The organism is Bernardetia sp. ABR2-2B (assembly GCF_037126435.1).
Lineage (GTDB): Bacteria > Bacteroidota > Bacteroidia > Cytophagales > Bernardetiaceae > Bernardetia.
The window spans coordinates 833,740-860,531 of record NZ_CP147020.1; the positions used below are offsets into that span (position 1 = coordinate 833,740).

General features: G+C 31.4%; 17 protein-coding genes. 10 read left to right on the forward strand and 7 right to left on the reverse strand.

From position 1 onward, the window contains the following. Positions 1-331 precede the first annotated feature (331 nt). From WAF17_RS03560 to WAF17_RS03580, 5 genes are all read left to right on the forward strand, one after another. The gene (locus tag WAF17_RS03560) at positions 332-1,291 is read left to right on the forward strand and encodes a phosphoribosylaminoimidazolesuccinocarboxamide synthase (protein WP_338766329.1); all 960 of its coding nucleotides are present in this window, start codon (positions 332-334) and stop codon (positions 1,289-1,291) included. A 99-nt stretch (positions 1,292-1,390) separates the two neighbouring features. After that, on the forward strand, positions 1,391-2,461 hold the full coding sequence (locus WAF17_RS03565) for a hypothetical protein (RefSeq protein ID WP_338766332.1): 1,071 nt from the start codon (positions 1,391-1,393) through the stop codon (positions 2,459-2,461). A 99-nt stretch (positions 2,462-2,560) separates the two neighbouring features. Continuing rightward, the gene (locus tag WAF17_RS03570) at positions 2,561-3,709 is read left to right on the forward strand and encodes a tyrosine-type recombinase/integrase (RefSeq protein ID WP_338766335.1); all 1,149 of its coding nucleotides are present in this window, start codon (positions 2,561-2,563) and stop codon (positions 3,707-3,709) included. Positions 3,710-3,955: 246 nt separating this feature from the next. Continuing rightward, positions 3,956-7,147: a PAS domain-containing protein gene (locus WAF17_RS03575; protein WP_338766338.1), complete on the forward strand. Its 3,192-nt coding sequence runs from the start codon at positions 3,956-3,958 to the stop codon at positions 7,145-7,147. 94 nt (positions 7,148-7,241) lie between these two features. Continuing rightward, positions 7,242-7,664 carry a hypothetical protein gene (locus WAF17_RS03580; RefSeq protein WP_338766340.1) on the forward strand — a complete coding sequence of 141 codons (423 nt, stop codon included), beginning with the start codon at positions 7,242-7,244 and terminating at the stop codon, positions 7,662-7,664. 580 nt (positions 7,665-8,244) lie between these two features. On the opposite strand, the gene WAF17_RS03585 is transcribed toward WAF17_RS03580, so the two are convergent. The 4 genes from WAF17_RS03585 to WAF17_RS03600 all read right to left on the reverse strand — a co-directional run bounded on the left by WAF17_RS03585 (position 8,245) and on the right by WAF17_RS03600 (position 15,100). Next, complete coding sequence (locus WAF17_RS03585; protein WP_338766342.1) at positions 8,245-9,222, reverse strand: alpha/beta fold hydrolase; 978 nt, start codon at positions 9,220-9,222, stop codon at positions 8,245-8,247. Between the two features lie 9 nt (positions 9,223-9,231). Beyond that, positions 9,232-12,024, reverse strand: coding sequence for a CHAT domain-containing tetratricopeptide repeat protein (locus WAF17_RS03590; protein WP_338766345.1), 2,793 nt, complete (start codon positions 12,022-12,024; stop codon positions 9,232-9,234). A gap of 202 nt (positions 12,025-12,226) precedes the next feature. Then, positions 12,227-13,741, reverse strand: coding sequence for a tetratricopeptide repeat protein (locus WAF17_RS03595; protein ID WP_338766348.1), 1,515 nt, complete (start codon positions 13,739-13,741; stop codon positions 12,227-12,229). A 192-nt stretch (positions 13,742-13,933) separates the two neighbouring features. Then, positions 13,934-15,100: a tetratricopeptide repeat protein gene (locus WAF17_RS03600; protein ID WP_338766351.1), complete on the reverse strand. Its 1,167-nt coding sequence runs from the start codon at positions 15,098-15,100 to the stop codon at positions 13,934-13,936. A 412-nt stretch (positions 15,101-15,512) separates the two neighbouring features. On the opposite strand from WAF17_RS03600, the gene gldF reads away from it, so the two are divergent. The 5 genes from gldF (at position 15,513) to WAF17_RS03625 (ending at position 24,031) form a co-directional block, all read left to right on the forward strand. Beyond that, entirely contained in the window at positions 15,513-16,241 is a 729-nt protein-coding gene (gldF, locus tag WAF17_RS03605; protein ID WP_338766353.1) for a gliding motility-associated ABC transporter permease subunit GldF, read from the forward strand. Positions 16,242-16,313: 72 nt separating this feature from the next. Continuing rightward, positions 16,314-16,763, forward strand: a complete 450-nt coding sequence (locus tag WAF17_RS03610; RefSeq protein WP_338766356.1) for a hypothetical protein — start codon at positions 16,314-16,316, stop codon at positions 16,761-16,763. 118 nt (positions 16,764-16,881) lie between these two features. Continuing rightward, positions 16,882-17,169, forward strand: a complete 288-nt coding sequence (locus WAF17_RS03615; protein WP_338766358.1) for a hypothetical protein — start codon at positions 16,882-16,884, stop codon at positions 17,167-17,169. A 121-nt stretch (positions 17,170-17,290) separates the two neighbouring features. Beyond that, the gene (locus WAF17_RS03620) at positions 17,291-21,226 is read left to right on the forward strand and encodes a transglutaminase domain-containing protein (protein WP_338766361.1); all 3,936 of its coding nucleotides are present in this window, start codon (positions 17,291-17,293) and stop codon (positions 21,224-21,226) included. Between the two features lie 132 nt (positions 21,227-21,358). Then, positions 21,359-24,031, forward strand: coding sequence for a hypothetical protein (locus WAF17_RS03625; RefSeq protein WP_338766363.1), 2,673 nt, complete (start codon positions 21,359-21,361; stop codon positions 24,029-24,031). Between the two features lie 184 nt (positions 24,032-24,215). Here WAF17_RS03625 and rpmH read toward each other — a convergent pair whose 3' ends face one another. The 3 genes from rpmH to gcvT all read right to left on the reverse strand — a co-directional run bounded on the left by rpmH (position 24,216) and on the right by gcvT (position 26,583). Continuing rightward, on the reverse strand, positions 24,216-24,371 hold the full coding sequence (gene rpmH / locus WAF17_RS03630) for a 50S ribosomal protein L34 (RefSeq protein WP_338766366.1): 156 nt from the start codon (positions 24,369-24,371) through the stop codon (positions 24,216-24,218). Positions 24,372-24,598: 227 nt separating this feature from the next. Continuing rightward, entirely contained in the window at positions 24,599-25,324 is a 726-nt protein-coding gene (locus WAF17_RS03635; protein WP_338766369.1) for a T9SS type A sorting domain-containing protein, read from the reverse strand. Positions 25,325-25,461: 137 nt separating this feature from the next. Beyond that, positions 25,462-26,583 (reverse strand): glycine cleavage system aminomethyltransferase GcvT, encoded by a 1,122-nt coding sequence (gene gcvT / locus WAF17_RS03640; protein ID WP_338766372.1) that lies wholly within the window; start codon positions 26,581-26,583, stop codon positions 25,462-25,464. Positions 26,584-26,792: the final 209 nt, after the last annotated feature.

Consider the following 26,792-nt stretch of genomic DNA (forward strand, 5'->3'; position numbering starts at 1 on the left):
AAATTAGAAATATAGTCAATAGTTCTTTGACGTAATGAAAGGTATCTATTGAAATAGAATACAATTTTACTCTTTTTTATAAAGAATCTAAATTATCTTTCTTATCTTTTTACTTGAAAATGACGTGCAAAACTACAAAAAAATGTTCTGAAAGCCTAAAGGTTTTATCAATTCAAAATTAGTAATTTTTAGGCTAGTATAAAATTATCGTTCAAAATTTGCTATATTTCTTATAAACTTCTTCGTAAACTTGAAAGTCTTTATAAAGTTTGATGTATTTTTGTCAAAACGACAAAGATTCAAAAAAACAACAAAATTTTAAGATACTTATATGACTTCTATATCTTCAAAAAAAGATTCTGTTTTGAAATTCAAAAACCAAACTGATTTTTATCAAGGAAAAGTAAGAGATGTATATTCTTTTCCAAACTTTGTAGCGATGGTTGCCTCCAACCGTATTTCTGCTTTTGATGTTGTTTTGCCAAAACCAATTCCATACAAAGGACAAGTTTTGAATCAACTGGCAGCTTATTTCCTTCAAAATGCAAAAGATATTGTTCCCAACTGGTTCGAAAAAAGTCCACACCCACAAGTCAGTATTGGTAAGAAAGCCAAAACTTTGCCTGTTGAGATGGTTATCCGTGGTTATTTGGCTGGACACGCTTGGAGAACGTATAATGATGGTAAACGAGTTCTTTGTGGTGTAAAATTACCAGAAGGAATGAAGGAAAATGATAAGTTTCCAACGCCTATAATTACGCCATCTACAAAAGCAGAAAACGGAGCGCACGATGAGGATATTTCAGAAGAAGAGATTTTGAAACAAGGCTTAGTTACGCAAGAGCAATGGAAAAAAATGGTAGAATATACAAATTTGCTTTTTAGAAGAGGAACTGCACTTGCTGCCCAACGTGGTCTTATTTTGGTAGATACAAAATATGAATTTGGTATTTCTATTGATGAAAATAATAAAGAAAGTGTTATCTTAATAGATGAAATTCATACGCCTGATTCTTCTCGTTATTTTTATGCAAAAGAATATCAAGAAAAACAAGATAAGGGAGAACGCCAAAATCAGCTTTCTAAAGAGTTTGTGAGAGAATGGTTGATGGAAAATGGCTTTCAAGGAAAAGAAGGACAACAAATTCCAGAAATGACAGAAGAAGTCATTGACAGAATCTCTCAACGTTATTGTCATCTTTATTTTTTATTGACAGGAAAAGAACTTGAAAAAAAACCTGACTTAATGAATGAAAAAGCTATTTTTGAGGCAATTAATGATAATTTATGAATTCAGAAATAATAAAGATATTTGGTCAAGCTCCTGATTTCCACTCCCTAACGCCTAATTACCTTTTCCTAGTTTCTAATCTCTAATCCATAATTAATTTTGAAAAGAATACTATTTCCTATTTTCGCTTTATTGATTAGTTTGTCTGTTTATGCCTACATGCGAACTACTATTTATGATTTTTCAGAAAAAGATTTGAAAGTTGTTCATGATGCTGACCGAATTGCTGTCCAGCTTGTAGCAGAAAAACGAGTAAAAAATAATCTTTTCATAGAAAAATTTAGAAATTATTTAGATGAAAATGGAAAAGCAAGTATTGGTGTAAATACATTACAAAGAATCAAACAAGTACAAACTCTTTCTTCTGACTTGTTGCAACAAAGTAATGAAATTAGAGCGCAATGGCTTCAAAACCCTGATGGCAAACCAACTGAACTATTAACTACCTTTGCAAACGCACAAAAAGAATATATTTCTAAACTAAGGAGCTTTACAGAAATTTCTTTGTCTAACTCTGAAATACTAACTCCTCTTTTTATAGACCCTACAAAAAACACATTTTCTTCTAATTCTGATAAGAAAAAAGAAAGCTCGTCAGAAGAAGCAAGAAAACACGCTTTTAATGCAGAAGAATTTGCAAATTATTTTGACAATCTTCCTGTTTCTGTTCGCCTTTATGCACTTACTTCGATTGATGCTGCCATTGCCAACCGAGAAGCAGAAGCAATCTATTATATTAGTCAGAAAATTGAATATCCTATTTTTGAGATAAATAATTTGGTAAGTATCGTTACTCCTAATGAAATTGTACTTTCAGAAGGAAATATGTATCAAGCCAAAATGAAAGTGGTAGGCATTTCTTCATTTACTCAACCTAAACTAGAGGTAGAAGATGAAAGTATATATCAAGACCTCAAGACACAAGAAAAAAATGGAATAGTAAATATTTCTTTTCTAGCAAAAGCAGATGAGTATGATGAGCGTGGACTTGCTTTCAAAACGTGGACGGCTAAAGTAAAAATTCAGCTTCCAAATGGAAAAGATTCTACATTACTTTTACAAGAAAACTATATTGTCAGAAAAAATAGAAATGGTAATTCCACAACACCAACTGAAATAAACCCAAATCAAAGCAATGTGATTTATGATGAACCTACAAGTATTGAATAGAAAATGATTTATTTTTATCAAAAAACCCTTGTATAACAAATCCCAAAAATGTATTTTTGTATAAACTTCTTTACCTCAATTTATACAGCAAAAAAATACGTGGAAAATTCAAATCAGTCTTTACGCACCGTTTCAAAAAACACCTTTGGTATCCATCAAACCATAAAGTATTTTGAGCAATCACTTGAAAAACCTCATAACTATGTAAGAATAGCAAAGCAATATCTTGTTTTTACGATGGAATTTAATTTTGCTATCGATAAAATGAGTTTAGAGATGTTTGTAGAAAAAAAAGCTGCTGTTTACAAGACTGCGTGTAGAAAATTTTTGAAATTTGCTCAAAAAAATGATATTCATAGAGTTTATGATGATTCTACACCAAATTATAAAGGGAACAAATATGTTTTGGCTTTTCTTGCCAATGCACAATTGAGCGAAAACAGTAAGGAAACGTATGCAAGAGCTTTACACGAATTTTATTCTTTTGTCAATGAAAAATCGCTTACACCTAACCGTGAAACAGTTTTGGCTTTTATTCAGCAATGCAAAAATAATGGATTAAGTCCTTATACCACAAACACGTATATTGCAGCTATAAAAGGATTTGTTCAGTTTTGTATTCTGAAAAGAGATGAGATTAAAATTGAAGCAGAATTAGTAGAACAAATGCGTGATGTTTCGACGGTAAGAAGTTTGAAAGTAGGGGGTTCTACCCAAAGAAAATATGCGAAAGATTCACTTACAGAAAAAGAAAGAAATCATTTATTAAAATCAATTACAAATCCGAAAGACAAAGCAATTATCGGACTTATGGCATATCAAGGTCTGAGAACAGTAGAAGTAGTGCGTTTGTCGTGGAAAGATATAAAAGTAAGGGAAGGAAAAAATTATTTGGCTGTTTGGGGAAAAGGACGAGAAGAAAAAGAACTCATTCCAATCTTGCCAGAAATGTATAAGATTTTAATTGATTATCAAATGTCTATCACTCGTCCAGAGGGAAGTATGTTTGATTTTAAAGAGACAAGTAGCATCAGAAAAATTACAAATAAATGGCTAAAAGAAGCAGGGCTAAAACGTGAAAATGTTTCTGCACACAGTTTGCGCCACACCGTTGCACAACTTATGCTTGATAAAGGAGTTCCAAAACCAATGGTTCAGCGTTTTCTACGCCACAAATCCGAATCTATGACAAGCACCTACACAGCAAAACAAGAAGATAGAGAGTTTTTAAATTATGAATTTAAATAAACTTATTTTTCATAAAAATAATACAATTTAATGTCTAATATTTAAGCAATACACCTATTTATTCAATATTTAAGCATCTTAAAGTACAATTTTAACTTTTAGAATGGTAAAGTTTTTGACTATTCTCAAGAAACAATTATAAGTTGACAAACAGTTTATGTAACTTATTGTCATATGTGAAATTCCTATCTTATTATATCAGATATTATTAAGGTAAGTTCTTTTTTCGGCATCTAAAAATCATTAATGAAAAATTCTAATACGCAACGTTATTTAATTGGTGGCTTCTTATTTGGACTTCTATTTCCAATTTTTTCATGGCTCTTAGATGGAATGGTTTTTCATGACCTAACATTTGGTTGGGATATGATTCTCAAAATCCATACAGATAACCCTTTACACTTTGTTATTGATTCTGCTCCTTTTGTTTTGTCAATCGCTTTTGGATTAACAGGAATGAATTTGGATAGAAATGCAAAGAACAAAGAATTACGTGAGAAAAATTTAGATGAATATAACCAAGAAAACAACGCATTAGTAAGAAAAATGCAACTTGCTACTTGGATTGCCCCTAGTTTGTTATTTATTCTAATGACTATTAGTTTTTTTGTTCTTCAAAGTTTTCTTTCCAAACAACAAAATGATGCCTCAGTCATAAATATTTCGGGTAGGCAGCGTATGCTTAGTCAGCGAATTGCTAAAGGCTCTGTTTATTTGACAATTACTAATGGAGAAGACCAAGTTCGACACATCAATGCCCTCAATCAATCTATTAAAGAGTTTAAGGAAGCACATCAAAATCTTATCAAAAAAAGTAATACACTTGGTTTTAGTGAGAGTTATGAACTTTCTGATAAAGTACAAAACTTATATGATTCCCTAGAACCTTATTATCAAAGACTTCTAATAAATGCGAATGATTTAGTAACTGCTAATGACCTTCCAGATTCTCCACAACGCACAGAAAAAATAAGAAATCATTTTGAGCAGATAGAACGTAGTGAAAGAGCTTTTTTGCCTATCATGAATTCGATTGTTTTTACTTATACAGAAGAAGGAGAAGCAAAAATCACTTATTTACGTATCATACAAGGAGCAGTCGCTCTTTTAGTTGCTTTATTTGCATTTAGTTTGGCTGCTTTTGGATTGCAACCTATAATTGGTAGAGTAAAACAAGCCTTTTTTGATATAGAAGATGCTAGTAATGAACTAGCTACTCAAAATGAACAAATAAAAGCATCAGAAGAAGAAATACGCCAAAACGCAGAAGAACTAACTGCCATAAATGATAACTTAAAGGTCTCAGAACGTACTCTTAAAACCTATATCAACCGAGTAGGAGAAGCAAAAAAACTAGCAAAATTAGCAGCATACGATTTTGATGTTGTGACAGGAAAAGTTACACACACCGAACACCTCAATTATGTATTAGGATTAGATAAAGATGTAAAAATTACAGATGAGATAATTGCAGAACGTATTAATCCCGAAGATAAAAAAATGGTCTTTGATAAAAGGCAAGAAGCTATTGCACATAGAATAGATACCTTTTATCGTTTTAGAATAAAAAGTGGTGATACACTTGAAAATTGGCGTTGGGTTCAGGGAGTAACACATGTTATCTTAGATGAAAATAACAAATTAGACTATGTTGTAAATGTCGTACAAGATATTACAGAAACAGTAAAAAAAGAGCTAGAAATTCAAGAGCTTTTAAAAGAATCACAAGAAAAACAACAAGAACTAGCAGCTTCAGAAGAAGAGTTAAGACAAAACTCTGAACAACTTCAACTAATTAATGATAATCTTTTTGTTGCACAACGTGAAATTGAAGAAAAGCAACAATTACTCACTCGTGCCGAAGAAATTGCTCTAATGGGTAGTTTTGCTCTTGACTTGGAAACTAATGAGTATAGTTATTCTGAAAATTTGGCAGTTATTTATGGATTAGATTCTTCAGAAATGACAAATCCATTTAGGCATATTAAGTATTTTCATGAAGAAGATAAAAAAGCTATAGAGACACAAGCTGCTGAAATGATGCAAGGTAAGAGAAATGAAATAGCTCTAACTATTCGTTTTAAAGGCATAAAACATACTGAATGGAAGTTTTTGAAATTAGATGGTTACTTATTGCGTAATACTAATGGTAATCCTTTCCGTATTTTGGGAGTAGTTCAAGATGTAACAAAAGAAGTCTTAAAAAATAAGAAAGTAGAATTACTTTTAGATGCCGTATCTAAAAATAAAACTTATTTAGATGAGGCTCAAACTTTGGCAAAAATAGTAAGTTATGATATGGATATCTATTCCAAAAAAGTAGAATGGTCAGATAGTTTTGTAGAAGTTTTTGAGATAGAACCAGAGGAAACTCCAAAAACTATAGATGATTTTCAATTATGGATAGCAGAAAAAGACCTAGAAAAAGCAGAGGAAGGGTGGGCAAAAGCAGTTATTGAGAAAACATCTTTTGATGAAAAATATCCTATTACAACACCAAAAGGAACTCTATTTTATATTCGTGAAAGAGGTTATCCTATATTTGATAAGGATGGAAATCTTATTGCAATACGTGGAACACTTCAAGATGTTACAAAAACTCAACTTGCTCAAGAAGAAATAGAATACAAATCAAAAGTAATTGAAAAACAGAACACCAAATTTGTATCTAGTGTAAATTATGCCCAACGTATTCAGTCAGCTATGCTGGGAGGAACACAGGATATTCAAAATATCTTTAAAGATGCTTTTATTTTCTTCGAACCAAAAGATGTAGTTTCAGGTGATTTTTATTGGTATGCCGAGCAAGGAACACGAAAAATAGCTATTGTAGGAGATTGTACTGGACATGGTGTTCCAGGGGCATTTATGTCTTTGCTTGGAACAACTATCTTAAATGATATAATTAGACAGCGACAAATCACAACTCCTAGTCTAATCTTAGATGAACTTCAAAAAGAGATAAGAAATATCCTCAATCAAGATAATACAGGAAACCGTGATGGAATGGATATGGCTGTTGTGGTGGTAAATGAAACTGACAGAATCTTAGAGTTTGCTGGTGCAAAAAATCCTTTGGTTTATATACATAAAAAACGAAAAAAGGGTGGGCTACAAGCTAATTTAACTATAATAAAAGGCGATAACCTTCCCATTGGTGGACGAAAAGCCAAGACAACAGAAACAACATATACCAATCATACTATCAGTTTAGAAAATATTGATGCTTTCTATCTTTATTCAGATGGCTATCAAGACCAATTTGGAGGAAAAGAAGGAGGCAAATTTATGTCCACTAAATTTCGTCAACTATTGTATGATACACACAGTACATCTATGCGTCATCAACGTGTTGCACTTAAAAGAGCACTTATGAACTGGATGGGTGTTGAAAATGAGCAAATCGATGATATTTGTGTAATGGGAATCACAATATAAAATTAGAGCTCAAAAGTAAGGCAAATACAAGTAACTCTAAAACACAAATACTCGTTTTTGTACTCATAAATCTATAAACAAATAATTACTACTTATGAAATCAATCTTACTCATTTTTATTATTTTCTTTATAGTTTGTTTTTCAACTTTCGCTCAAATACTTGATACAGACAGTACGAAAGCTCTTATTGCCGAAGTTGAAACTCTACAAAATGAAACTCCCAAAATAAGAGTTACTAACTGGAAAGGACAAATCGCAGTTACGACAGATGGAGAAGCTTTCTATACAAATTTTGGAGGCCCAGGAATTCGTCTTGGGATTAAGAAAAGTTTTGGAATAAGTATCAATATGTTTCCTTCTTTGAAATTTAAGGAAGAGGTAGGTAAAACGTTAATTTCTCCTACACTTGGCGCAGGTTTTCAGCTATATTTCAAGAAGCATTTTGTGATAAGTATTCCTATTTATTATCAAGTAACAAAATGGCAACCTTCATTTGGAATTGGATATGGATTTTAGATAGAAAAAGTATTTTTTCTTCTGTAGTAAAACTATATTTAGTCTTTTTTGAATTAATAAATCAAGTTTTAAGAAGCAATATTTTTTTCTGTGTCCGTCATCTTTTTAGAAATGAAATGGATATAAAATATCAAAAATAGACAATGCTATTTAACGTGAACTCGGGATTACACCTACTGATTGTCAAGTAGTTAGCCTATTCTTTTTAATCTTCGGTGCTGCCCTTTCGGGCTGACCTTGATTAAAAGTAGGTCAGTCTCGTTAGAGCAGACCGAAAGTAGCTTTCCTTGTAGATAGAGAGATATTTCAGACTGTTTTTAATACCGAGTTCACGTTATTTAACGTGAACTTGGTATTACATACTCCTTTGTCATCCTGTCAGATACCTTAAAGGTGTACTGATAATAATTTTATTTTCCAAAGCTATTTATAAAAGAAGATGGCATAAATAAAAAAGCTATTTTTAATCCCAACTTCATCCATCTGGCGCAAGGTTCTGCCTTGTGTCTATCATTTTGTCAGCATATGCTGACGAAAAAACCAGCACAAGATAGAATCTTGCACTAGAAAATTATAGTGTCTATATCTCTTCAACAAATTCAGCAATTGCTTTTTTCCAAACACTTGGTTCTGCTACAACATAAGATTCGTGTCCTGCATTTATCCAAACTAATTGTTTTTCATCATTTTTGGTAGCTAAATTTTTATAGATTTTATCTATTTCCCAATTTTTTACTCGTGCATCGTTTTTTCCTCCCATAAGTAACGTTGGAATAGCTACTTTTTTAGAATATGTTTCAGGATTATGAGCAAATCCCCAAAAACCATGTTGTAGTCCTCCCCAAAACATCAACCACTCTGCCAAACCCTTTGAAGGAATACCCATTACCTCAAAACGACCTTTTACAGTTTGTTTCATAGTAGCAAAAGGACATTCCAAAATCAGTTTATCAGCCTTGAGATTATGAACAGCTATTGCTCTCAAAATGGAAGCTGCTCCCATAGAAGAACCATATAAAATTACAGTTGCTGTTTTTTCCTTCTGTTTTATGAAATCAAAAGTTGCTTTTACGTCATCAGCTTCATGATAACCTAACGAGATTTCTTTTCCTTCTGAACCTCCATGTCCTACAAAATCAACTAAGAGAGTAGAATAACCAATTTGCCTAAAATAATCTGCTTCCAGTTCATAGGAAGATTTACAACCTCCGTAACCGTGAAAAAGAATTACTGTTCCTTTTGAGTTTTCAACTTTATCATACCAACACTCTAAATTATATTTATTATTGCGTGTAGGAATTAAAATTGTTTCTCTTTCAAAATCAGCAAAATCAGTAGAATTTGTATAAGGAGAAAGGATATTCTTAGATTTAGGCAAAGAAATACCACCTAAAAGAATTTTGATTTTTTCAGAAAAAGATAAACTTTCAGGAGATAAAGAACGCTCACCTTCTGTTACGTGCGTAAAATGATAAGCGTGTTTATAAACCATTACATTAGCAGCCACAAAACCACCTAATAATGTCCAAAAAATTGTTTTTTTAGTCTTTTTACTCATTTTTATATTCTATTTTCCAATTAAAATAAAAGCAGCCCAGTAATAAGGCGCAGAAAAATCCTTGCTTTCTAATAAAGATAATTTAGCCTTTTGCAATGAACTTGAATAATCTATTTGCTGAAAAGAGTTTTTTTCTGAAGCATTCATTTGTATATTTTCTAAGTTATTTTTGTAAAACGTAGTTGATAATTTATTAGTTGCCTCATCACTTACTTGCCAAAGCGATACGGTAAGATTATCTGCACCTGCATAAAACCAAGCTCTTGTAAGTCCGACAATTCCCTCTCCCTTTTTAGTTTTTCCTAGTCCTGTTTCACAAGCTGACATCATTACAAGTTCTGCACCTACTTGCAGCGAATAAATATCAGAGGCAAACAAACTTCCTGTACTTCCATCAGCATTTGTAAGAAAAATTTGAGATAAATCTGGATTGTCTTCGTTTACTTTTCCATGAGTAGCGAGATGGATAAAACGATAATTCTTTAATGAATCTGAAAATAAAATTGATTTGTCAGCTTTTTTATAGGTATAAAGTGATGTAGAAACATTTTTTTGATTAAAAAGAGAATTAATTTGTTTGACTTCTTCTGCCGTTCCATTTAGGTTTGGTAAAGCGTTACTTTGAAAATTGATAGGAGCAAAAAGAAAAATTGAGGAATTTTTAGGTTGTCTAATTTCGTTTTTTTCGATAAATAAAGTTGCCGAATAACTATAACTAACTTTCTGTTTTTTGATAAGAAAAGGCAATTGAGAATAATCTTCATTTTCTAGGTTTGTGTTTTTATCTGTAACTTGTTCTGTAAACAAAGCTTCAAAAGGAATTTTGCCCATATTTCCGTCTGGAACAATAACTACTTTTTGAATAGAAGACGGAATATCAAAAAATAAAAGTTGATTACTCAATAAAGAAGAAGCTTCAATAAAATCATCATAACTTTGAAACTCAATGCTGTTTCTAAGATATATCAAATCACTTTCTAAATCTTTTGCAGCAACTGTATTTATTTCTAACTTATTCTTTGTAATTAGAAAAGTATAAATTTGTGAATTATTGTCTTGGTTATACGTTTGAGCATATAACAATAAAGCTGTTTTGTTATCTAGTTTTGCTTGAATTTTGGGAACATCAGCAATTTGAGTATTATATTTTAAAGCAAAATAATTTGGATATTGATTCTCCAAAATGCTTGTAAATTCTTTCGCTTGGCTTTGATAGTTTATGAGTTCTGAACGCAAATAAATCAAAACTGAATCTTGGGTAGTTGTCTTGGAGATGGGGTAGCTTTGAATTTGTTGCTCAAAATAGGCAATTTGTGTCTGAATGTTTTTTTCTTTCTCTAAAAGAGAATCTGGAATCCCTGCAAAATGTTTGGCTTTCGTGTCAGCAATGGCAGCTAACAAAACAGAGGCTTTATTTCGTTCTGCAAAATAAAATGCCTGTTCTTTATACTTTTGTTTTTGAAGAGGAAACTCACTTATTGTATAAGCAATGCGTAACCCAGTTTCATAAATTTCAGCTGCACGATTTCCTAAAGCAATTTTGTCTTGTTTGTTTACTCTAAGGTTTCGAATAGTTGAAATCAGTTTGTCAGCAACTAGTAATGTCTTGATAGCATCTTTCAAATCCTTCAACAATAGCGTTTTTTCATTGTATTTTCGCTCTAAAGCACGAGCTTTTAGAGAAAGAGAAAGCAATAAAATATCAGCGTTTAGATAATCTGTTGGAAGAGGGTTTTCATTTATTTTTTTAGATTCAAAATTTAATGTATTTGTTTGAATAGCTTTTTGGTAAAAATTTAGTGCCTTTGAAAACTTTTCTTTTGCTTCATAAATCGTCCCTAATTGATTATAAACGGTTGCAATATCTGGATGTTTTTGCCCATAATTATTTTGATAAATTTTTAGAGCCTGTATTTCATATTCTTCTGCTTGTTGAAAATAATTTTGAAGGAACGAGTTTTGTCCTAGATTATTGAGTACAAATGCTTTTGCTAGTTCATTGTGAGAAGTTTCAAAAGAATTTAATGCCTTTTTAAAATAACCCTCTGCCAAAACATAACTTTCTTGTTCTCTCAAGATAATTCCCAAATTAATCCACGTATAAGCTAATTTATTAGTTAGTTCTGTATTATTTGGATTTTCTTTTTGAAGCTTATCATAAATATATTGGCTCATTTGATAATACTCTTTTGCATTTTCAGGAAGCTGACTAGTAAGAATTAATCCAAAATTATTATATGCGTCTGCTACTTCTTGAGAATCTTCACCAATTTTATTTTGTGCAATCAAAACTGACTGTTCGGCAAAAGAACGTGCTCCAGCCAAATTTCCCGATTGCCACAAAGCAATACTCATACTTTTATTGAGTTCTAACTCTTGCTGTGCAGACAAACTCTCACTTTTATCTAATTTTTGAGCATTTTTATACGCTTCTTCAAAAAACTCTAGAGCCTTACTTATATCTCCTTCATAGAGCGCAAACTCACCTTTTGTATGTTTAGCTTGAATTGATAAAGTAGGTTTCTGTTGATAAACCGAGGCTGGAATTTCATATAGCTTTGAGAGCAATTTTTTGGCTTTATTAATATTTCCATTTTGAGTGTAAAAACGAACTAATTCGGAATGAACATCTAAAAAATCCTCCCAAGAGTTTGACTTTTGATAGTTGATTAAATTATTTTCTAGAGTTGAAACTGTACTTTGGGTAGAGTCTTTGGTAACACTTTGTGCAAAAAGTTGGTTTGAAGATACTACTCCCATCAAAAGGAGTAATTTAAAAACAAAAAGATAAGCTAGTTTCATGAGTTAAGTTTCAATGTATAAGAATCTTGTTCTAAAGATAAAAATAGTAAAGTTAAGCTAATTACTTTTACTCTAAAAAAATAGAATAGTTCGGAAAACTCCTAAAATAGTTTGTTATTTTTAAAAAAAACAAGAAAAAAGTCATTCAAACTAAATTGAATGACTTTTTGTATCAATGACTTAACAGTTTAGTTAGGTTTTCTTATTCTTCTATTGCTTCTCCTAACATTTCATCACCGAGTCCTTCTTCTTTTGCTGTATTTGGATCTTCTACTGATATACTAGCAATTTCATATTTAGAAGCAGGACTAAAAGCAGGACTTAGTATGGCAGATTTTTTCAAGTTTTTGACTGCCAAAGCATATTGCTTACCTCTATGTTGAAATACTCCTAAGGCAAAAGCAGCCATCGCACGAGCATTTCTATTGATTTGAGGTGCGCTACTAATTGCTAACAGTAATGATTCGGCTTCTACCTCATCCCCTACTTTTTGTAGAGCTAATGCTTGATAGAATAAAATCAAAGGATTTTTAGGATTAAAAGCTGAATACTGACGAGAATATTCTAAAGCATCATCATAATTACCAATTTCTAAATATGTTTTGGTAAGTTTGAAATAAACTTCTAATTTTTGAGAAGTATTAAGCATAAATTTTCTTGGATCTTGGTCACCTTCTAATTTACCTGTACGAGCTTTTTCGTCCATTTCTAAACGAAAATTTAATTTTTGTATTAATGTATCTTTTGCAGCTCTATCTTCGATATATACTTTTAGTTCTTGTGCATCTGGAAAAGGGTCTTTCATTGCAATTACTTTTTCCAAAAGTTGTTTTGATTCATTAAACTCATATACTTTAGAATAGCCATTAGCTACTTTCATCAAAAATTCTGGGCTAAACTCTTTTGCACGAGCAGAAAACTGACTACCTTTTGTAATTTTACTAAAAGCTCTTTCTGCTTCTGCATAACTGCCTAACTGAAAGTGAGTATATCCTAATTCGTAGAAATCTTTATCATAACCAATGCCTGTTTCTGCTCCTGTGATTTCCATAAGTTGAGTCATCAGTTCAAGAGCTTTTTCATGATTGCCTATTGTATTTTCATAACGAGCTTGTAGATAAAATAAGTCAGGCATTCCAGGGAATAGTTCATTTGCACTTTTGATATACTTTCCAGCTCCCTCTACGTTACCTGTACGAAAAAGGAGATCAATAGTACGGAATTGATAAGCAAATTTTTCTCCGTCATCTTCTGCAAGGTCTATAATTTTTTCATACATTTTCACAGCATTATCATAATCCTTTTTTTGTTTGTAGGTATTCGCAAGCATTTCATAAGCAGGAATATAATTTTGTTTTTTCTCCAAAACAGACTGAAAACAAGTTTCAGAAGCTGGATAATTACGTCCCTCATAATAACACATACATTTATTATAGAGATACTCTAAATTATTAGGCTCTTTAGCAATTGCTTTATCATAGAAAGGAATTGCTTGTGGAAATTTTTGTGTCATACGCAACTGTTCAGCAACAACATATTCATCTAAACCCTCTCCTTTATCAGAATGAGGCAAAGTATGAGTTTCATCTACATTAGTAGTGTCTGTTTCGTCTTGTGCTTTAGCAAAATCGATAGAAATAAAGAAAAGACTACATAAAATAGCTAAAAATAAAAAGCGTTGTGATAGCTCTTTTGGAGTATGTTTGGATGTTTTCATAAAAGTTAAATTTGGTTCTATTATACGTTTTATAACTGTATAGACAAAAACTTTACCTAATTATTTTAAGTCGTATCTAGCAAAAATATTTTAAAAAAATTAATATACACAAATATAAGAAAAGGCTTATCGAAAACATCGAAAAGCCTTTATAAAAGTATTTATTTATTTTTATTTTTTATAGTCTTTTTCTTATTCCTGTCCTTCAATTTTGACAGCAAAAGGAGTAGAAAGTCTATTTTTATTGTCCTTAAAACGAACATATAAAGTTTTTGTCTTTGCATTTAATTTTTCTTCTGTCATAAGTGCTGGTTCATATGTATTCCATTCACTTCCTTTAAACTCCTCTGTATCTGAAACCATATATTCTGTTGCACCTACTGCATAAATACGCATTTGAGCAGTTCCTTCTTCTATCTTTGCAGGATTCACAGAAACGCCAACAGCAAGGGGCTGACGATCTAATGTGTCCTTCATACTTGCCCACGAATACATAACTAGATTATTTACCATAGAATACGTAGCACTTTTGAGATTTTCTCCTTTTTCCATCGTACGCAAATACTGAATGTAATTATCCACAGCATCTTCGTGCTTTCCTAATACTTGATAAACATCTCCTAATGTATATAGAATACTAGCTACCTGTGGGTTGTCTAATCCTACTGCTTCGATAGTTTGTAGAGAAAGTTCTTCTGCCTCTACATAATTACCAATATTTAGATTTAATTGAATCTGACTTCCCAAAGCATCTAAATATTCCTTTGATTGAGTTCCTTCTGCTTTTACTACTTGATCAATATACATATTCAAATATTCTTGAGCACTTTCGTAGTCGTATTGTTGCTCGTAATGTTTTGCCAAAAACTTTTGATACTTAGAATTCCCTGATTTTGCTTTCTTTGTAGCTTCTTCTAAACTAGAAAGTAGTATATTTTCAAAAAACAAATCAGATTCGCTACGGTCGCCTTCTTGAATATTGACTACTTCTGCTGCTTCAGGAAGAGCTTCAAAAACCAAATGAAAATATTGTACACTCATCATATTACATTGAATTACTCCAGGTTCTGCTGCTGTAATTCTTAATAATGGATATTTTGTATCATCAATAATCATTTGGAAGGCGTGAATAGAGCCTATTTCATGTAAAGTATATTCCAACCCTTCATAACAAGTCAATTCCATTTGGAAAACAGTGCTATCTGATGAAGTTTCGATTTTAGAAATTGTTATGTATTCGCTGTTTGTACCTGCGACAATAGGATTGTCTATTGTTTTTTGGGCAGAAACAAAAGGTACTATTGCAGTAGTGGCAATGAGAGTGAGACTTAGGGCGAAATAGCGTAAAATATTATTCATAAAAAAGAAGTATAAAATACTATAAAAGTGTATTAGTTTTGATAGAGGTAGAATGAGTTATAAAACCTTTTACTAAGGTAATAACTACTAAAGTTATTTGAAAATTAATTTGAGCAAATATAAGATACTAAAATTTCAATTAAAAGGAATGATTTGAAAGTTATTTTTGATAAAAATTAAACTCTTTCTCATTATATATGATTAACAAGTTAATTGTTTACTTCCAAATTGGCAAACATTAAGCCATTATTTATTCACTAATTCTCTTTTGTATAAATACTCTATTTTATGATATGGGCAAACTATGGCTGATAGTTTGATTTTTTACTATCTTTGTTTAGATTTTTAGTTTGTATTTTGATAAAGAATACTTTACTATCCTAAATAAGAAATAAATACACAAAATACATATATGTTCAATTTATTTTCAAAAGAAATACGCTCTTTTTTCAGCTCTCTAATTGGCTATATCGTACTCATCATTTTTTTAGTAGCAATGGGGCTTTTTGTATGGGTTTTTCCTCAAACAAGTGTTTTAGAATATGGTTTTGCCGATTTATACCCACTTTTTTCGGTTGCTCCTTATGTATTTTTATTTCTAATTCCTGCCATAACGATGCGCTGTTTTGCAGAAGAAAAACGTGCAGGAACAATGGAACTGCTCTTTACTCGTCCTATTTCAGATTGGGAGATTATCTTAGGAAAATATTTTGCGTGTTGGGTGTTGGTCTTGTTTGCTCTTCTTCCTACACTAATTTATTATTATAGTATTTATCAACTTGGCAACCCTATTGGAAACTTAGATAGTGCAGCTTTTGTGGGCTCGTTTATTGGACTTATTTTATTAGGGGCAGTTTTTACGGCAATTGGCGTTTTTGCTTCTTCACTTACCGAAAATCAAATTGTAGCATTTATTATTGCTGTTTTTCTTTGCTTTTTTTTATATGAAGGTTTTACATCACTTTCTGGTCTCAATGTATGGTCAGATACGGCTTATTTCATTAGTCAGTTAGGTATAGACTTTCATTATCAATCACTTAGCAAAGGGTTAATAGATTCTCGTAACTTGTTATATTTCTTTTCGTTGATTATCTTAATGCTGGGTTCTACGCAATTAGTTTTGAGTAGTCGAAAATGGTAGTGGCAGTTATCAGTAAGTAATAATCAGTTACCAGTTTTATGAAAATGAAATAATCAGTGTAGGGAAAATGGCTTGTCTTTTCCTGTATTTGTTATGATTGATGATGAAAAAGTTAAATTAAAAAACCAAATTATGAGCTACGAAATTATTTTAATAAGTGATGAAGAAAAAATAGATTTCTGTAAATATTATCCTCAATTAAGATTAGATATAGAACAAAACTTTTACATTTCAACTAAAAATAAATTTTTGAATGTTTTTGCTGCTGATGCTAAAATAGAAGATTTTTATTCAAAAGAAGAATTGACTGCTGTAAAAAGTATTTTAAATAAAACGTATTATTATTTAATTGATAGCAACTCATTTGAATTAGTAAAAGATTTTTTTGGAAGCATTCCTGAAAAATTAAACTTTATTATAGACAATGACCATGGAGGATTAATGAGAAGGGAAAGAATATTAAAATTAAAAAGTTTTCATGAGTTTATAGCAATAGAAGAAAATGAAATATCTTCCAAATAACTCACTAAATTTCTCTGACTTGGCTGTAGAGGTTAATTAAAAGAAGTTTATAGAAACTAAACTCTAAAAGCCTTTTTAATTTTCCATTTCCTAATTCCCAATATCCAATTTCTATTTTATGCTCCGTTTTATCGATTACGTATTTTTTCTTACCACTTACAAAGAGGCAGGTTCTATCAACCGAGTAGAAGATGCAAGTTATGTTATTCAAGGCTATTTGATGGCAATGCAAGATGAAGAACTAAACGAATTTATGTTCAATTTTAGTTCTTTTATGTGTGCGAAACTAGGAATTGGAGATAGAATAGAATGGAGCAAAGTTATTCGTTTTAATGCTCACTCTGATAGTCATTCTTTAGAACTTTTCGAAACTTTCTTTAGAGATTACGTAAATAGCATTAGTTAAAAGCCAAATAGAAAAAAATAAAACCTTTATAAATCATTACTTTTCAAATCACGATGAATTAATAATAATCAAATTACAAGCGTAATTCATAATTTTTAATTTGTAACTGTCTCATATCTTTATGCAAAATAAATCCACAAAAAAAATAATTTTCTTACTCTTAATAGTAAGTTTTATTTTCCCCAACTATTCTAAAGCTCAAAACAAAACAGGCTGGGAGTTTATTGGGCAAAATGACCATCAAAAAGCACGTCAAGCATTCAAACAAACACTAGATAAAGATAGCACTGATGCAGAAGCTAATAAAGGAATGATTTTTCTTTCCGAAGTAGAAGGCGATACACAAGGCTATTATTTGCACCTCAATAGACTAATGCGTCATCATTGGGACGAAAATTATTATGATGTTTTTAAAAGACAAATCAATATTTCTTATACCGACTTAAAAAAAAGAATGTTTGATAAAAATGGAAATCAAAAAATGTCTTCTCGTTTTTATGTAAGTCCTGCTCTTTTCGAAGCCTATAAAGACTTTAGAAGAAGAGAGTTTGAGAAAAGCAAAACCTCTTTTTCAAAGGTGCATAATAATTTATATTGGGCAACAATAAACGGTTTTCCAAACATAAATGGCTATGGTTATACGGTAGAATATCCTGTGGAAAAGGAAGCATTCAATCCAAATGGAAATTATAAAATCCTTACAGACGAAATACTTACTTGGGAAACATTGCCTTATTTTCAATATGATGGAGATATTTATCTTGATAATACAGAAGGTGTTCATTACGCAAATACATTTTTCAAAATAGATAAAGAACAAGATATTGACTTTCGTATTACTCGCTCTTATCCTATCAAAATTTGGTTGGATGGTAAAGAAATCTTTGCTTCTCCAAAAACAATTTCAGCACATTACGATGCAGAGCGCATTTCATTAAAATTACCTGCTGGAAATCATAGAATTTTGATTAAATATGCAGTAGGAAGATATTTTAAGGGTGGTTCGGGTTCTTCTGAACTAGACTTTGATGGAATGAAAAGTATCAATTACAATTATGAGGAAGAAGAGGAAAGCGATAAAAAGAAAAAAAGCACTATCGAAAGAATAGAAGAAAATGAAGATAACTATTCTCCTTATTATCAAAGAAACCTTTTGATTCGCCTGACAGACAAAAATGGTGTTGCAATTCCGTTACAAGCCTATAAAGACCCTGTTACCTATTCACTGGCTTCAAACTTTGAAAACTCTCAAACAACACGTTTAGAGACCTTAGAGTATTTCAAAAATTTGGTAGAAAAAAATAATGATAAAAATATAAATTCTTTTTTTAATTATTATATGCTCGTTCAATCTCATCTGTACTATTCAAGAGGAGAAGAATTAGAAGAGTTTTTTGCTAAAAAAGTAGAACGAAATCCGAACTCTGTTTATTTCAAATATTTAGCTGCCAAAGTGTATAATGAAAACAATAAAACAGAAAAGAGTTTTGATTTAATAGGAACATTTGACCAACAAAAAACACCTATTTTTACGCTTCTTTATAAAGACTTAAAGGAAATTGATGCAGAGAATCAGAGTGAAGAATACGAAGAAAAATTAGACCAACTAGACAAAATTAGCCGTTCGAATTTTGATGTAATTCAAAGAAAATTGCGTTTTTATGATAAAAAAGGACGTAAGGATGAGCGAATTGCATACGCTAAAAAGATGGCAAAAGAATACCCTTTTTATTCTCAAAGCCTGAAAAAATATATTGATGATAAAGATAATCGTCCAGAAGATTATTATCAAAATCAGCAAAAAGACAAAAAAGACGACGACAAAGCTAAAGAGAAAGACTACAAAAAAGCTCTCAAAAAATACTTTGATGTAGGAACTTACAAAAAGCTGATTGCGCTCTACAAAAAGGATAAGGAAGTAGAAAAAGTATTAGAGCTTTATGATGAAATGATTGTTGTTAAGCCAAATGAAAGTTGGATTTTATATCAAAAAGCAAATTACTTGTACTCAAAAGAACGTTATAACGAAGCGATGGCAACTATCAAACAAGCCATTCCGATTGACCCAAACTCAAGTGGGATTTATGAAATGATAGGTGATATTCATAGCGATAAAGGCGACAAAACAACTGCTCTTTCATATTATAAAAAAGCTAAAAAATTATCTTCTAGCCAAAAATCATACGAATTAGATAATAAAATTGAGAAGATTGAAGGAGAAAAACAGTATAAAAACAAATTCGAAACGCCTTCCTTTGATGAGTACAAAACAAATTATGAAAAACTATCAAAAACTGATGCTTTCAAAAAAGAATATAAAGATGCCGAATCAATTATTTTAGGTTACAATCGTGATGTAATTTGGAATGATACAGCGCAATCAACCTATTTTTATAGTATGGTTATGATAAAAATACTGACAGAGTCTGGGGCAAAACTTTGGACACAATCTAATTTTGACCTTTTAGGAAGAGTAACTAGTGCAAAAGTAATTCGTGAAAATGGTACAGAAACACGTCCAGACGTACAGGGTTCATTCATTATCTTCAAAAACTTAAAAGTAGGGGATATTATTCAAGTAGAGGGAATGGCAAGTTGGAATACTGTTTCAGAACTTGGAAATAATTTTGGAATTAGTAATTATATTCCTTTTCCTGCTCCTATTTTATCAGCTAAATTAGAATTTTTGATTCCCAAAAACAGAAAGCTTTTTTATACAAGTCATAAACTAAACGGAAAGCCAAAAATAAATAATCGTGAAGATGGTTTGGTTTCTTATCGTTGGGATTATGAAAATATTCCGATTCCGATTGTAGAGAATGCAATGGTCGATGATTTGGAATATTATCCTGTTTTGAGAGTTTCGACGACAGAAGACTGGGGAATTATTGTAGATTGGTACAAAGCCAAGACCTATCAAAAGCTAGAATCTAATTATATTATTGATGATATTTTGAAAGACATTATTAAGGATGGAATGACTAAAAAACAGCAAGTAGAAACTATCTTTAATTATATTTCTCAAAACATAAATTACTCTTACGCAAACCTTTTGCAATCGGGTTATATCCCAAAAGATAGCGACCTTACATGTTCTTCCAAAATTGGAGACTGCAAAGATGTAGCTACAATTATGATTGCGATGCTTAGAAAAGTTGGTATCGAATCGTATTATGTTTTGGTCAAAGTCAATGAAAATACACAGCCATTTATGCCTCTTGAAATGGAATTTAATCACGCTATTGTGGCATATTATTTAGACGGTAAAATCAACTATTCTGACCCAACAACTGATTTTTATCCCTATTATTCACTCAACGAAGGCGATACAGAGGCGTGGGCATTGCTCATAAAAGATGGAGAGAATAAAGCTTTTCGTCTGCCAGCCAATCAAACAGATTCCACAAAAACATTCACTCAATATGATGTAAATGCAGTTTTAGATGAATTTAATACGTTAGATTTGGAAATCAAGACAACCTATACAGGTCTTGTAGCTGGTAGATGGCGTTCGACGATGGAATTAGAATCAAAGGATAATTTACCAAATACAATTATAGGAAGTTTGGGAAGTAGTGCCTTCAGAAATCTTGAACTAGATGATTATAATTTTGATAAAGTAGAAAATATTTCCACTTCTCTTGAAGCGAATTATAAACTTCATGCTAGAGAATTTACTGATGATGTAACAGGAATTTATTTTATGCGTTTGCCCTTTGTCAAGACGACTAAAGCTGACGCTGCGATTTATGGAAGTGAGCGAACTAATGCAATGGATATAAAAACTTTTACATTTGCACAACCTCATATTCAGCGCATTAATGTAAAAATGAATGAAAACTTTGCTATTAAAAAATTACCAAAAAACGTAAATTATGATACAAAATTTGGAACATATACGCTAAAATTAAAACAAACAGCAGAAGGATTATATATTGAGCGTTTTGTTCATTTCAAACAAACTCGTATTGAGCCATCTGAATTTATAGCTTTTAAAGAGTTTTATCTTCAACTTTTGAAATATGATAATTTGAAAGTGCTTTTGCAACAGAAATAAATACTTTTAATGTATTACTTTTTTAAACCCTAAATCTCTTACAAGAGACTTAGGGTTTAAATATGTTTATTTTATAAGAAAATCAATACACAAAAATATCTCTATTTAATAAAAATAATTGTATTTTTGAGAATGCAAAAAAATATTTCTTCTACCTATTCTTCGCAAATTATTGAATCTATTATTTCTTCTTTTTCGCCTTATCAAAAGCGTTTTTTTCAAGATATTCTAACGCTTCATTATGGAGATACAGAAATAACAAATAACTCTACAAACAGCACATTAAGTAACTACAAAAAAACTAACTTTGGTAGAGAAAAATGGGTTTATTTTACTTCTTATATTTCGCCTTATTCAATGCGAGATGTTTTATTATATTCAAAAATCAAGGGCTTTGATACTATTACATTGAGAATAATTGCGATGATAGCCTATTTTCAGAAGAATGAAGAAGGGCAAAAAGATTTTTTTATAGAAATAATAAATACTATTCAAGATTCAGTTTTTTTCTTTGAATTTTATGTAGAATCTTTTGAAAAGCCATTTCCAAATTCTCTCAAAAAAGCAATTCGATTCACTTTAGAAAATAATACAAAAAAAGACTTTGATACTTTTTTTAAAGACTTTCCCCATAAGAAAATACTTTTAGCTGATTGCCTTAATATTTGTCGCCCAAGATTAAATAATGAAATTGATACAGCGTTTTTAAAAGAAAATTTTAAGGCAAAAATCCCTATAAAAAAGTGGAAACAAGAGATTACACAGGCTCACTTAAAAAAAGGTTCATATCAAGAAAAGCGCAATAGGCAAAGTCAGCTTTGGAAAGATTTCATCGAAACAGACAGACTTTCTAGCCAAGAAATGCTAGAAGAATTGCCTTTGATTTTCAAAAACTCACCAAAAACTGTCAAACTTGCCTTAGAAAAATTAAAACATAAATTAAGTAAAAGTATAGAATTGGCTAATAAACTTTCGCCTTTTCAGATTCTTGAAAGCTATAATCAAATCCATAAAGCATACGTAAAGCGAGTTCATAGAATTTTGCATACACAAGAGTTTGTAGAAAGTATTGTTGCAGAGCAAGAAGAAGAACTACACCGTTTGCAGGTAGCTTCAAAACGTATTTTCAAGAAATGGGAAGGTGAACTCTTTTTTGGTGGTTATCATCGTCTGATGCTTATTTTTCACGAATTAGACGAACAACAACGTCTTTTTTTTACGCAAATAAATAAGCCTAATCTACAACAAGCTCCGAAGCAGATGGCGCAGATTATGCAAAGAAGCGTACAAATTGAGAATCTACTTTCTACTTTTGAGGAAAATTATTTGAGCGAACTTCCTCCTTCTTTGGTTCAGCAAGAGGGTTGGAGAAAAATAGAACGTCAGGCACTTAAAAATCTACGCCGTAAAGTTGGCTTTTTTGGAGAGTTGGCAGATGTTTTTTACTCTGAAAAAATAGAACAAATCAAGCGTCTTTATTTTTATTCGCCAGAAGAAATACAAGATGTTCTGAAAGATATTGCTATTCATTTAGAAGAACTAGAAGATACAATTTTACACAGGATTAGGGGCAGAATTGCAGCTTTCAAAGATATTCAAGAGCTTTATTTAGAACAGGCACGCCCACCGATGCAAGCTGCCTTACAAGAAATGTTTGAGGTGGCAAAAGGCGTAAGTAAACATCTGACAGAGCAATTAGAAGAAACTCAAAAACAGCAAAAAGAGCATTTAGAAAGTAATTCAGATTCAGATAATGATAATTCTTCTAATCTGTTAGGAGAAGTTATTGAAAAGAATTTGAGTAAAAAACAAAAGCAAAAAGTAAAAAAAGGAGTTAGTTTAGAAGATTTTCAATCTATCTATGAAGATAAAGTTCGTCAAACGTATTGGGACAAAACAAAGGAAAATCAGAAGGAAGAATTATCAGTTTTGAGAAATGAGCTAAGAAATCAGTTAGAAGATGCCCGAAAAACTATTCAGAATATTATTCAAGTAACTAAAGAAGATATTGAAAATACGCTTTCGAAAGCACGAAAACAATTAGCTTCTATTTATCAACAAACAGCACAAGAAGAGCGAGAAATGATTCCTTTTTTCAGAGAAATTAGAGGGAAAGTAGAACGTATTTTTGAACGTAAACCTTTTGAAGAAGATTTTTTGACGCTATATCCAGATCTTACAAAAGCAAATGATATTCAGAAAGGATTATTAAAAGAAATTTTACCTCATACTATTCAGAATATTTCAACACTCAATAGCAAAAAAGATAATAAACGATTTTCCAAAACACTTATAATTTTAGATGAAGCTCTCACAACAGAAGCACAATCATTAGAAAAAGCAAGTTGGTTGAGTGCCTTTATTTTTCAAGGTTCTAAAAAGAATCTAACTACTTCACAAGACTTAATTAACCTAAAAATATTGAGTGAAGATGCTTTAAATACATATTATACACAAAACCAAAAAGATACAGCAGCATTTCAACACCGTTTGCAAGATGCTATGATGAATTATGCTACTTCTGAAAAGGGCAATTTATCGGTGGCTCTTCGTCGTCTTATTCAGGAAAAAGAATCATATTCAAGAATTATTGTCTTGAGTAAATGGACAGAAAACCAACCTCCTTTTCCCTTCAAATTATTGAAAGAATATCGCCAAAAACATCGCATTTCGCCTTGTGTATTTTTAATAAACCTTCAACCTAACCTTTCGCCACAGCTTCGAATGCGTAGAAATGGTGTTTTTGCTGTGCAAGGAGTTTATGAAAACTTGGTAGATTGGATTTTAGAAATGGAATGTTTGTAGAGTAAAATATCTATAAAATAAGATAGCATTTGTCAGTGTTTTAGCATAGCGACACCAACAAACATATTTCATAAAAAAAGACTTTCAAATAAGATAAATCGTAAAATTTATTTTATTTGAAAGTCCTAATTTATAGTTACTTTGGTTTTTCAAAGTAGCAGAAACAATAGAGTCGAAGTAATTCTTATTTGTGTGTACGTTCGTCAGAAACAGTAAGTTTATGGCGACCTTTTGCACGTCTAGCACGAATTACATTACGTCCTCCTACAGTTTCTGTACGTGAACGAAAACCGTGTTTGTTTTTACGCTTACGCTGTGAAGGTTGAAAAGTACGTTTCATAATGGTATAGAGTTAAATAGTTTAAGAATATTAGAAATTAGAATCAGAATTTAAAATCAGTAGAGCTAATTATAAATTTTGACAAATTTCAAAAATTATATTTTTATGCTATGAGCATTTAATTCTTAAATCGCTTTACAAATATTTTAAAATAATGAAGGGCAAAATTACAAAAAGACTAGCGTATCTACAAGAAATATTCAAAATTATAATCAATTAAATTGGTTTTATCTCTTTACGAGCATTTTATTTACTTCTGTACGCTGTGCCGAACGAAAATGAACAAAATATTCTCCATTCTGCCAACCATTTATATCGATAATCAGAGGCGACTTATCAGCTTCTACCGAAAAATACAACACACCATCAGCATCATAAATCTGAACAGTTGCGTGCATGTCCGTACTTGGCAAATGAATTTTGATATATGAAGTTTCTACTGTTGAAGGCACAAACTGATTAGAAGCAAGTGTAAGAATGACATCCACAGGCATAATATCTGAATAAGTAGTCTTGCCAGTTGTATTTAATATTTTTAAACGATAATGCAGACGAGAAGCAAATGCCTTTTTATCTACAAAAGAATAATATTCTATGTCATTGCTTTGAATCGTTTCGATAGTCGTAAAGTTGCGTCCATCAATACTTCTTTCTACCTCAAAATAAGAAACTGGAACAGTCTCGGCAGCCGATTTGAGTTGCCAACGTAAAATAACTGTCTGTGGAGAAGTAGCCTGTGCCTGAATGCTCACTTCTTGTGCATAACAACTGTCAGCGTGTGTATGAAAGGCACAAAAAAGCAAAACCAAGAAACAACCTATACTGTGTATAAGAGGATTAAAAGAAGAATATATAGTTTTTGTTCGCATAGCCGTTTGATAGAATTGAGAAACTAATTGATGTATCAAATTCAGAATAGCTTCTAAGATAAATAGTGTTGAGCAAGATAGCATTTTTTGAAGAATTAGAAGTTCTTCTTTCTATACTAGAATAGTCAGAATTTATACCAATAACCCTATAAATCAGATTATAGTATAGTAAAATATCTATTTTTCGATAAAACTATCTTACTCAGCTACAAAGCAATCTTTTATTTCTGTAAAAAAGGAAACTTTTTAACCTCTGCTCTCATTCGTTTTCCTTCTCTTACTTCTACAAAAATTTCACTTCCTGCTTTTATAAAATCCTTTTTGACATATGCCATTCCGATAGATTTGCCAAGTGATGGCGATTTCGTTCCAGAAGTAACTTCTCCAATTTGGTTTCCTTCTGTCGGCGCATCAAAGACTTTATGAAACTGACGAGCAATGCCTTTATCCAAGACTTCAAAACCAATCAATTTTTTAGTGATTCCTTCTTTCTTTTGACGCTCTAAGGCTTCACTATTGATGAATTTTTTATTGAATTTGGTTATCCAACCCAGTCCAGCCTCTAAAGGCGAAGTAGTGTCATTTATATCATTTCCATACAAACAAAAACCCATTTCTAAGCGAAGTGTATCTCGTGCAGCCAGTCCAACAGGAATAATTCCGTGCTGCTTTCCACTTTCCAAAATTGCTTCCCAAACGGCAACAGCATTTTCATTATTTACATAAATCTCAAAACCTCCTGCACCTGTATAACCTGTATTCGAAATAATCACATTAGGAACACCTGCAAACTTATCTTTTACAAAATGATAATAAGGTATTTCTTTTAAATCTGTTTTTGTAAGAGATTGCAACGCATCAATAGCTACTGCACCCTGAACAGCAAAAAGACTAATGTCATCTGAAATATTTGTCATTTCTACATTTTCTGGTTTGTGTTGCATCATCCAGTTCCAATCTTTTTCAATATTAGACGCATTGACTACCAAAAAATAATCGTTTTCTGCCATTTTATAGACCAATAAATCATCTACAATTCCTCCTTTATCATTTGGAAGACAAGAATATTGAACACGCCCATCATAAAGCGTTGCTACATCATTTGATGTTACATATTGTAAAAAATCTTCAGCACCTTCGCCTTTTACAGAAAATTCGCCCATATGAGAGACATCAAACATTCCAACTTTTTCACGAACAGCGTGGTGTTCAGCAGTTTGAGAAGCATACCAAACAGGCATTTGATAACCAGCAAAAGGAATCAGTTTTGCACCCAAAGCTGTATGTACATCGTGCAGAGCAACACGTTTTAAGTCAGTTGAAGTAGAGGAATCTTGAGCCATTTTTATTAGTGTGTTTATTGGGTTAAAATCAAAATCTTTTTTTATGGTACAAAAGTAGGGATTTTTTTGAAACGAATTGTTTTGAAGGGCTTAAATTATCACAAGTTATTTATAGAAAAATGTTGTATTATAAACTCTCAAATTAGGTAATCTTTGCTTTTATTCGTTTTTTTGCATTCCATTTAGACCAAAAGCAATTCAAAAAAAGC

Excerpts from the sequence above, each read along its gene's own strand:
- WAF17_RS03560 (WP_338766329.1), top strand. The coding sequence starts at position 332 with ATGACTTCTATATCTTCAAAAAAAGATTCTGTTTTGAAATTCAAAAAC.
- WAF17_RS03625 (WP_338766363.1), top strand. The coding sequence starts at position 21,359 with ATGCAAAAAAATATTTCTTCTACCTATTCTTCGCAAATTATTGAATCT.
- rpmH (WP_338766366.1), bottom strand. The coding sequence starts at position 24,371 with ATGAAACGTACTTTTCAACCTTCACAGCGTAAGCGTAAAAACAAACAC.
- WAF17_RS03615 (WP_338766358.1), top strand. The coding sequence starts at position 16,882 with ATGCTCCGTTTTATCGATTACGTATTTTTTCTTACCACTTACAAAGAG.
- gldF (WP_338766353.1), top strand. The coding sequence starts at position 15,513 with ATGTTCAATTTATTTTCAAAAGAAATACGCTCTTTTTTCAGCTCTCTA.
- WAF17_RS03600 (WP_338766351.1), bottom strand. The coding sequence starts at position 15,100 with ATGAATAATATTTTACGCTATTTCGCCCTAAGTCTCACTCTCATTGCC.
- WAF17_RS03580 (WP_338766340.1), top strand. The coding sequence starts at position 7,242 with ATGAAATCAATCTTACTCATTTTTATTATTTTCTTTATAGTTTGTTTT.
- gcvT (WP_338766372.1), bottom strand. The coding sequence starts at position 26,583 with ATGGCTCAAGATTCCTCTACTTCAACTGACTTAAAACGTGTTGCTCTG.
- WAF17_RS03590 (WP_338766345.1), bottom strand. The coding sequence starts at position 12,024 with ATGAAACTAGCTTATCTTTTTGTTTTTAAATTACTCCTTTTGATGGGA.
- WAF17_RS03585 (WP_338766342.1), bottom strand. The coding sequence starts at position 9,222 with ATGAGTAAAAAGACTAAAAAAACAATTTTTTGGACATTATTAGGTGGT.
- WAF17_RS03595 (WP_338766348.1), bottom strand. The coding sequence starts at position 13,741 with ATGAAAACATCCAAACATACTCCAAAAGAGCTATCACAACGCTTTTTA.
- WAF17_RS03575 (WP_338766338.1), top strand. The coding sequence starts at position 3,956 with ATGAAAAATTCTAATACGCAACGTTATTTAATTGGTGGCTTCTTATTT.
- WAF17_RS03620 (WP_338766361.1), top strand. The coding sequence starts at position 17,291 with ATGCAAAATAAATCCACAAAAAAAATAATTTTCTTACTCTTAATAGTA.
- WAF17_RS03635 (WP_338766369.1), bottom strand. The coding sequence starts at position 25,324 with ATGCTATCTTGCTCAACACTATTTATCTTAGAAGCTATTCTGAATTTG.